The organism is Streptomyces sp. TBY4 (genome assembly GCF_024213195.1).
In the GTDB taxonomy this organism is placed as follows: Bacteria; Actinomycetota; Actinomycetes; order Streptomycetales; family Streptomycetaceae; genus Streptomyces.
In genome coordinates this window covers 21,068-29,663 of record NZ_JANAVF010000032.1, presented here as the reverse complement: position 1 = coordinate 29,663, position 8,596 = coordinate 21,068, and the positions used below count along the sequence as shown (strand labels likewise).

General features: G+C 69.2%; 8 protein-coding genes. 2 read left to right on the top strand and 6 right to left on the bottom strand.

Annotated features, from left to right (window positions below):
• Positions 1-291: 291 nt before the first annotated feature.
• The 6 genes from NLX94_RS38235 to NLX94_RS38210 form a co-directional block, all read right to left on the bottom strand.
• A complete protein-coding gene (locus NLX94_RS38235) occupies positions 292-1,074 on the bottom strand; it encodes an SDR family NAD(P)-dependent oxidoreductase (RefSeq protein WP_254387908.1) in 783 nt (260 codons plus the stop codon).
• Positions 1,075-1,104: 30 nt separating this feature from the next.
• Positions 1,105-2,811 (bottom strand): MFS transporter, encoded by a 1,707-nt coding sequence (locus NLX94_RS38230; RefSeq protein WP_254387907.1) that lies wholly within the window; start codon positions 2,809-2,811, stop codon positions 1,105-1,107.
• A 32-nt stretch (positions 2,812-2,843) separates the two neighbouring features.
• Positions 2,844-3,062: a ferredoxin gene (locus NLX94_RS38225; RefSeq protein ID WP_254387910.1), complete on the bottom strand. Its 219-nt coding sequence runs from the start codon at positions 3,060-3,062 to the stop codon at positions 2,844-2,846.
• 20 nt (positions 3,063-3,082) lie between these two features.
• Positions 3,083-4,315, bottom strand: coding sequence for a cytochrome P450 (locus tag NLX94_RS38220; protein WP_254387906.1), 1,233 nt, complete (start codon positions 4,313-4,315; stop codon positions 3,083-3,085).
• 59 nt (positions 4,316-4,374) lie between these two features.
• Positions 4,375-5,613 carry an acyltransferase gene (locus NLX94_RS38215; protein WP_254387905.1) on the bottom strand — a complete coding sequence of 413 codons (1,239 nt, stop codon included), beginning with the start codon at positions 5,611-5,613 and terminating at the stop codon, positions 4,375-4,377.
• A gap of 346 nt (positions 5,614-5,959) precedes the next feature.
• Entirely contained in the window at positions 5,960-6,106 is a 147-nt protein-coding gene (locus NLX94_RS38210; RefSeq protein ID WP_254387904.1) for a hypothetical protein, read from the bottom strand.
• Between the two features lie 155 nt (positions 6,107-6,261).
• Between NLX94_RS38210 and NLX94_RS38205 the strand changes: the two genes are divergently transcribed.
• A complete protein-coding gene (locus NLX94_RS38205; RefSeq protein WP_254387903.1) occupies positions 6,262-7,314 on the top strand; it encodes a helix-turn-helix transcriptional regulator in 1,053 nt (350 codons plus the stop codon).
• Positions 7,315-7,435: 121 nt separating this feature from the next.
• Entirely contained in the window at positions 7,436-8,512 is a 1,077-nt protein-coding gene (locus NLX94_RS39550; RefSeq protein ID WP_254387902.1) for an AfsA-related hotdog domain-containing protein, read from the top strand.
• Positions 8,513-8,596 lie beyond the last annotated feature (84 nt).

The following is an 8,596-nucleotide window of genomic DNA, read 5'->3' as shown; positions in this document are numbered from 1 at the left end:
GCGGGGTGAGAATACGATCCCCGTCATGGACTTGCAACTGCCCCAGCAGCTTGAACCGCATAACGCAAAGACCCCCGCCTTGAATGAATCACTCCGGCGATACCCACGCGTAAAGGGTGGAACTAAAAACTAACACGACCGGTCGATCGGCATATCCATCCCCGGGATGAAGAATCGTGGTAGCGAATCAATTCGCCGGTGCGGGGTCCATTGCATTTCCGTTCTGTTTCTTCTTTCCGCCGCGGCCCAAGGCAATTGCCTTGGGCCGCGGCGGAAACGCGGCCTTTGGGGTCAGAGCATGGCCGTTCCGCCGTCGACGAGGATGTAGCTGCCGGCCAGGTACGAGGACCGGGCCGAGGCGAGGAAGACGATCGACTCCGCGACGTCGGCGGGCACCCCGTTGCGCTTGACGGCGGTGCGCTCCGCGTTGGCGGCCTTCACGGCTTCGGGCATGTGCGAGGCCAGAGAGCTGAGGATCAGTCCCGGCGCCACCATGTTGACCCGGATGCCCGAGGGGCCCGTCTCCCGCGCCAGCGTCTTCACCGCCGCCTCCAGCGCCGACTTGGACATCGACAGGGATCCGAACCCTTCGGGGGAGCGCTTGGACAGCGAGGCTCCCACGGCGACCACGGCGCCGCCGTTCCCCCGGTCGATCATGCCCGGGACCAGCGCGTGGACCGGGTTGAGGAAGGCCCGCAACTGCGCGTCGACCACGTGCAGGGCGTTGTCGACGGAGCCCTTGAGCAGGGGGCCGGGCCGGGCGGTCCGGCCGTCGACCCCTGCCGCGTTGGCGATCAGGATGTCGATCTCACCCAGCTCCTCCCCGGCCTGCGCGACCATCCGCGCGACCTCGTCAGCGCTCGTCACGTCCGCCCGCAGAGCCACGGCCCGTCCGCCGAGCGCCCTGATTTCCTCGACGACCTCCAGCGCGCCCGCCTCGTTGGCCCGGTAGTTCACCACCACGGCCGCACCGTGTTCGGCGAGCAGCCGAGCCGTGGCGGCGCCGATCCCACTGCTCGCCCCGGTGACCAGCGCGGTCTTCCCGGCGAACTCCCCTTGCACAGCTGCCCCCATCGGACATTCCTTTCATGGTTCCCGGATCTTTCAGTGTGAGGATCCCGCTTGCAGACCACGTCGCAGCGGGAGCAGGAAGACGAGCAGGAACACCACGATGTAGACGGCGATCTCGTAGAAGAGAGCGGTCTTCATCGAGCTCGAGAAGTGCTGCTGCTGTGTCTTCTTGAGGGTCTTGTCCACCAGCTGCGCCACGGCCGGATTGGCGTTCTGCCGTGCCTCGGCGAGCAGCGCGATGCAGCTGGGCCGGAGCTTTCCGGGGTCGTCGGCCGCGGCCTGGTCGGCGAAGCAGGTCACCACGGAGCGCTCGAGGCTCTCCGCGGTCTGCGCCGAGACCGAAACCTGGCTCAGTTCGCGGCGGAACCCCGGCATTTCGTCCTGTGCGGCCGTGGACGCGTTACCGCTCAGCAGGCTGAAGAAGAGGGCGCCCAGAATGGCGACGCCCACCGCGTTGCCCGCCTGTCCGACCGTGGCCTGCACGCCCGCGGCGGAGCCGGCGCTGGGGCCGACCGCCTCGGCGAGGACCACGTCGTTCACGGTGGTCACGATCAGGCCGAGGCCCAGACCCACCAGGGTGCCGGCGGGGGCGAGCTTCCAGAACGTCAGGTCGTTGGGGAACATGTCCAGCGTGACCATCGTGGCGATCATCCCGAGGATCATCACCACGGCGCCGCCCTGGAGCACCTTCTTGCCCAGCTTGGGCAGCAGCGGGATGGCGATGCCCGATGCCATGCCCGTACCGAAGGCGATCGGCAGGAAGGCCAGCCCGGTACGGAGCGCCGACCACTGGTAGCCGGCCTGCAATTCGACCGCCAGCACCAGGAAGAACGCCGAGACTCCCGCGAAGCACATGAACTGCACGACCAGGCCGACACCGAAGGCACCGCCCCGGAACAGGGCCAGGTCGATCACCGGCCAGCCGCCGCGCCGTTCCAGTGCCCGCTGGTGCAGCCAGAACAGGTAGAGCACCGGCACCGACAGGGCCAGTACCGCCCAGATCCACCAGGCCCAGTCGGCGTCCCGGCCCTGGATCAGCGGGAAGATCACCAACGTCACCGCGAGCGTGCCGAGCGCCGTTCCCGGGAGGTCGAGCCGCGGCCGCTGCTCCGACTTCCACTCCGTGACCAGCAGCACCGCCCCCACTGCGGCCAGCAGGCCGATGGGCAGGTTGATCAGGAAGATCATCCGCCAGCTCGACCCGAACAGGTCCAGGTCGATCAGCGCGCCGCCGACCAGCGGACCCGCGATGCCCGCGAGTCCGGTCACCCCGCCGAGGGCTCCGAACGCCGCGGCGCGGTGCTTGCCCATGAAGGTCACGTGGATGATGGACACGACCTGAGGGAACATCAGCGCGGCGGCGAAGCCCTGGAGCAGCCGGAACAGCACGATCTGCGTGCCGGTCGTGGCCAGACCGCAGAGCAGCGAGGTGCCGGCGAACGCCAGTACTCCGTAGACGAAGATGCGGCGGCATCCGTAGATGTCACCCAGCCTGCCGCCCGCCACCAGGCCCACGGCGAACGTCAGCTGATAGCCCGCCAGCACCCACTGGACGTGGGCGTAGCTGGCATGGAGCGAGCTCTGGATCTCCGGGGACGCGACCGTCACCACGGTCACGTCCAGCAACTCCATGAACGCGGCCAGCAGAATGACCGCCAAGCCTAACCACGCGCGCCGCGACGGCGGCTGCACCTCGGCCTCGGTGGCCGGGGCCGCCGTGCCGGTACTGATGTCACTCACGAGGGCTCCAGTGGTTGCCAGCGGGAAAGTACTTAGTGCGAGCCGTCCGACTCGGCCGTCAGCCGGAGCAGCCGCAGGGCGCTGGAGGGGCACAGGTCGACCGCTTCGCGGACCGCCTCGTGCTCCTCGCTGCCGGGCGTTTCGTCGAGGACGATGGCGACGCCGTCCTCGTCCTGGTCGAACACGGCCGGCGCGGCCAGCACGCACTGGCCGGCGCCCACGCAGTCATCGGCGATCAACTCGACACGCATGGCTTGGTCCTCCTGTGTGGTCATGACTGGGCTCCCCAGGTGATCTGCAGTTCGTTGACGCCTTGAACGGTGCCGCCGTCGCGCAGCTTGAGCTGGTCGAGGTCGACCGCAAGCCGGAGGTCGGGAAGGCGGGAGAACAGTGCCGGCAGGGCGATCTCCAGTTCCGCCCGGGCGAGGTTCTGGCCGAGGCACTGGTGCACCCCGAAGCCGAACGCCACGTGGTGCCTGTTGCCGCGGCGGATGTCGAACCGGTCCGGGTCGGTGAAGGCGCGCGGGTCGCGGTTGGCCAGCGAGTTCGCGACGACGACGCCCTCGCCCGCGCGGATGAGCTGACCGCCGATCTCGAAGTCCTTGGCCGCCACCCGGGTGCCGGCGATGTCGGCTATCGAGAGGTAGCGCAGCAGCTCCTCGACCGCCGGTCCGACCAGCGCGTCGTCCTTGCGCAGGAGGTCGAGCTGATCGGGGTGCGCCAGCATGGTGATCACACTGAGCGTGATCATGGATGCGGTGGTCTCGTGCCCGGCGATGAGCAGCATGAGCGCGTCCATGATGAGCTCGTGCTTGTACAGTTCGCCGCCGGCGACCTTGTCGGTGGCCAGCCGGCCGATCATGCCCGGACCGGAGTTCGCCATGTAGTCCGAGATCATGTCGTCGAGATAGACGCTCAGCTCTCCCACGGCCTGGAGGGCCTGCTCGGGGCTGTCCGCCTGGACCAGGTTCTGGCTGGACTCCTGGAAGAACTGGTGGTCGGCGTACGGGACTCCGAGGATCTCGCAGATGACCCGGGAGGGCACCGGCAGGGAGAACGCGGGCACGAGGTCCAGCGGTCCGCCCTGCTCCAGCATCTCCCCGATGTACTGGTCGACCAGGGACTCGATGGTGGGGCGCATCGCCCTGACGTTCTTCACCGAGAACTCCGCGAGCATCATGCGGCGGTGCCGGTTGTGCTCGGGCGGGTCCATCCCCACGAAGGACGGCGGCTGGTACTTGATGCCCTCCATCCGCTCGGAGACGATCGGGTACCCCGGGTTCTGGCGGTCGGCGGAGAGCCGTCCCGCGTCGGAGAGCAGCTCGCGGGCCGCCTCGTACGCGCTGATCACCCACGCTTCCGTGCCGTCGTACAGCGTCGCCCGGTGGGCGGCGCCCTCGCCGCGGAACTCCGAGTAGCCCGCGGGCGGCTGGTAGGGGCAGGTCCTGTCCTGCGGGAAGGACGGCGCCTCTCGTGCGGTGTGCGTGGCCGTGATCTCGCTCATGCGACCCCCTTGGGCGGTGACTGTCGAATCCTGATCGCGCGCAATGTATGGGCCCGTCCTTAAGTGAGGCTCAAGCCTTCTGAACGGGCCTTGTCCTGAGCGTTTGCGGAGCCGGGCGCGGACGCCGGGCGCAGCCGCCGGCGGATCCTCGTCTCCAGCGGGTGCTCGAGGAACCGGTAGAAGAAGGCCGAGATGCCCAGGGTGATCGCCAGGGCCAGCAGCGCGTATCCGATGTACCCGGTACTGGGCGCCAGGGGATCGGTGAAGAAGTCGGCCACGTGCTTGCCGGGGTTGGCCGAGAGGGCCACCGGCAGCAGGACCGTGAACTGGAACAGGTAGAACGCGTACGACCACTGGCCCAGCCGCACCATGGGGCGGTTGCGCAGGAAGGACTTGCCGCCCTCGACGTCCCGCCGGGCGAGGGCGGCGATGAACAGGGCGAAGAACGGGGTGACGGCCGTGTCCACGCCGTCGAAGAGGACGGCGCTGCGGAACTCGTAGCCGCGCAGCAGCCACAGCACCACGAACGGCACCAGCATGGCCAGGACCGCCGTCCGCACCGATACGGCGCGCCAGCCCCGCCGCATGGCGATCGCGACCGCCATGCCGATCAGGAACTGCGGTATCCGGGAGATGGGCGAGTAGATGGCGAACACCGCGGGGCCGTACCCGTCCAGGCTCGACACCTCCCGCGTGGGCGGATAGGCGAACCACAGGCTGATCCGGATCACCCACAGCAGTACCACCGCGGCACAGACCAGCAGCACGAGGCTGCGGACCTTCGCACCGTGCAGCCGGCGCATGGTGGCCGGGAAGACCCCGTAGAAGAAGGCCTCGCACGACAGCGACCAGGTCACCGGGCTGGCGCCCAGCAGGATCCAGCCGGGCACCCAGGCCTGGACGAGCAGTACGGCCGACAGGGAGATCAGCAGCAGGTGCGCCACCGGCCCCCCGCCCTCGGCCGTCGCGGCGAACAGCGTGGGGATGGCGACCGCCACGAACAGGAGCGGCCAGACGCGGGCGAAGCGGCGACCGTAGAAGGCCTTCGCGGTGTCCTTCGGCGTCCAGTTCCACGCCAGGACGAAGCCGGACAGCATGAAGAACAGGGACACTCCTGACTCGCCCAGCGAGAAGAGTCCGCGCGTGTGGGGCAGCGGGAGAAGGATGTTGACGTGGGAGAGGAAGACTCCGAAGGTGGCGAACCATCGGAGGCCCGTGAGCGACTCCAGCCTGGCGGGACTGCCGGAGGTGTTCTGGTGTTCGTCTGTTCTCGACCGGTGGAGCGGCACTATCGTCATGCGAACCCTCGCCTCACAGGTGTGGAGACGGATCTCCGTGGTGTTCGGGCACATCCGGGCGGAGGCCCGCGAAGCCGGCGTCGGGCAGGTGAACTGCGATCTGAGAGGTCCTCGTGGAACACGTGCCGTCGACGCCTGGACCCCGGACAGGACAGGGCCCCGCCCGTCGGCCCCGGAGGGCGGGAAGGACGGGGCCGCAGAGCGGGTCGACCGACGGGGGGCGGGATCCGCTCGCGCCGCAAGTGTTCCGCCGGGTCCTTGAGGGATCCTTAAGCGCCCGGATATGCCAAGGGCAGGTGGCCCGAATACCGAGGCCACCCGCCCGTGTGCTGTCGCGCTGTTGTCTCTACCAGTCGTCGTCGTTCGTTCCGGTGATGATTACATCAATCGATTTCATCGTGGTCGTCACCCCGTTTGCCCTCTCCGTCTGGTTGTCCGCGGCCTGTGCAGTCCCGGCCCCGCACAGCGCCAGGAATGCAAGTACCACGACCACGACGGTTTCCCTCAGCCCAAGACGCCTCATCGCTTCCCCCAAGTCGGTATGGCTTTGCGCTGGTTCAGTCTGCACGCCCTCCCTTCAGCACCAAGCAACCCGCAGTGTCGTAAAGTTGACTGGCAACTTGTTCTTCGGGGGAGGATCAAAGCGACATGCCTGAAACGGACTATTCCGGACACGGTTTCGGTGGGCTGGACGATACGGCGGCGCTGGCATATCAGCATGTGGTCAGAGTGGGGCGCTGCTCGGTTCCGGAGGTCTCGGCAGAGCTGGGCCTGTCCCCCGAAGAGGCCGCCCGGGCCGTCCAGGATCTGCTCGATCTGCGGCTGCTGCGCCCGATGCCAGGCCAGCGCGAGATCCTCGTCCCGATCAGCCCCGACGCCGCGGCCGCCGATCTCGTCGGCCCCGCGGAACAGCAGATCCGGCAGTTGCAGCAGTTGGCCGCGGAAGCCCGCAGCGGGATGCTCGCGCTCCTCCCCGCGTACTTCGAAAGCCGCAGACAGCGCGATCAGCGCGAGGCGATCGACGTCATCAGCGACGTCGAGTTACTGCGCACGATGCTCGACGACCAGAACGCCCGCTGCACCACCGACGTCATGACGGCCCAGCCGGGCGGCGCCCGCCCGGCCGACCGGCTCAACCGGGCCCGGTCCCGCACCCTGGTCCGGCTGGGCCAGGGGATCCGCGTGAGGCACCTCTACCAGCACACCGTCCGCAACGACCTCGCGACCACGGCGTACATCCGCACCGTGTCGGCGGCCGGCGCGGAGGTCCGCACCGCGGACCAGCTCATCGACCGGGTGATCATCTACGACCGGAAGGTCGCGTTCCTGCGCGAGCAGGAGGTGCAGGGGCGCGAGCCCGGCGCCATCGTCGTGCGCGAACCGACGCTGGTCGCCTTCCTCTGCAAGCTGTACGAGCACATGTGGAGCACGGCCACCCCCTTCGAACCCGATGCGGAGGAGACCTCCAACGTCGCGGACGACGTGAAGCGGTCGGTCATCAAGCTGATGGCCCAGGGGTACAAGGACGAGATGGTCGCCCGGCGGCTCGGCATGTCCGTACGGACCTGCAGGCGCCACATCTCGCAGATCATGGAGGAACTGGAATCGGCCAGCCGCTTCCAGGCCGGATTCAACGCCGCGACCTCCGGAATCCTGGACGAGGACCCCGGCGAGGCGCCGGTGCAGCGCATCGAGGAGTAGCTGCTCGACAGGTTGCTGCCAACGCCATTTCCTGGCCGCGGGCTGCACCCACGGCCACCCTGTTGCCGCGGCCACCCACCTAGGGAACCGCGCAGCAGCGGCAGGGACGGGGGTTTACTGCGTGCTCGACAGCATGCTCGTCGACGAGGTCGACGCAGTCGAAGAACTGGAAGAGGCCGTACGGGCCGGCTCGTGGCGGGACGCCGGCAGCGTCCGCGGCGCCACCCGCAGACTGGTCCACCGGGCCCGGACGTGGGAGCCGTGGAGCCCGGCCGGCCGCCTGGACGAGGGGACGGAGACCGAGGAGGAGTTCGTCCTCACCGGTGAACTTCCCGTAGTCCCTCCGCTCCTGGGCGACGGTCACGGCAGCCGCTTCCACGATCTGCAGGCCGCCGCCGAAATGGTCCGGGAGGTCAGCGAGTTCATCGGGCAGACCCATTTCGCAGTGCCCGCCGAGCGCACGGGGATCTTCTACCGGTACGCCATCGAGACCGGTGACATCGCCTCGTGGCGGCTGGGCCGCGGTCCCGGACGGCTCACCACGACCATGGCCGTGCGTCCGGGCAAGGTGATCGACTCGGTGCCGCGCGCACTGGACTTCCGTACCGCCCTGGAGATGGACGGGGTGGCGTGCGGCACGGCCACCGCGAGCGTGGTCTTCCTGCCGCCGGTGGCGCACCGCATCCAGCGTGCGCAGAGCCGCCCGGTGATCCCGGGCCCGCGACGGCCGGGCGCGGCGGGCGCGGGAGGCGCGGGGGCCGCGATCCGTCCCGCGGAAGTGGCCCGTGCCCACCCGGGCGACGTGCTGATCCACAGTCCGTCCGAGGCGAAACACGGCCGGCTGTCCGTGAGCGTGTCCGTGCACGGACACGCTCCGGTGCACGCGGGCGGATCCCCGGCGGGCTACCCGGGCAACGGCCATGTGCCCGCGCTCGTCCAGCTGGAGACACTGCGCCAGACCTCACTGCTCACCGCCGGCCGGGCCTGCGGCCTGGCGCCGTCGCGGAGCACGCTCGGCTCCCTGCGGGTGAACTTCCGCGGCTACGCCGAACCGCACCTCGCGCTGCGCTGCGCGGCCGTGGCCGGCCTGCCGGGGCGCGACGGACAGGGACGCCGGCAGGTTCCGGTCGCCCTGACGCTGACCCAGGCCGGCCGCGCCGTCCTGGAAGCGGTCGCGACGGTGGTGGAGGACTTCTGACCGCCGAGGTGCGGCGGTGCGGCGGGCCGGTCACACGGCTCCGCCGGTCCGCAACCGGGAGCGCCGCGGTGCTCCGGTGCGGAC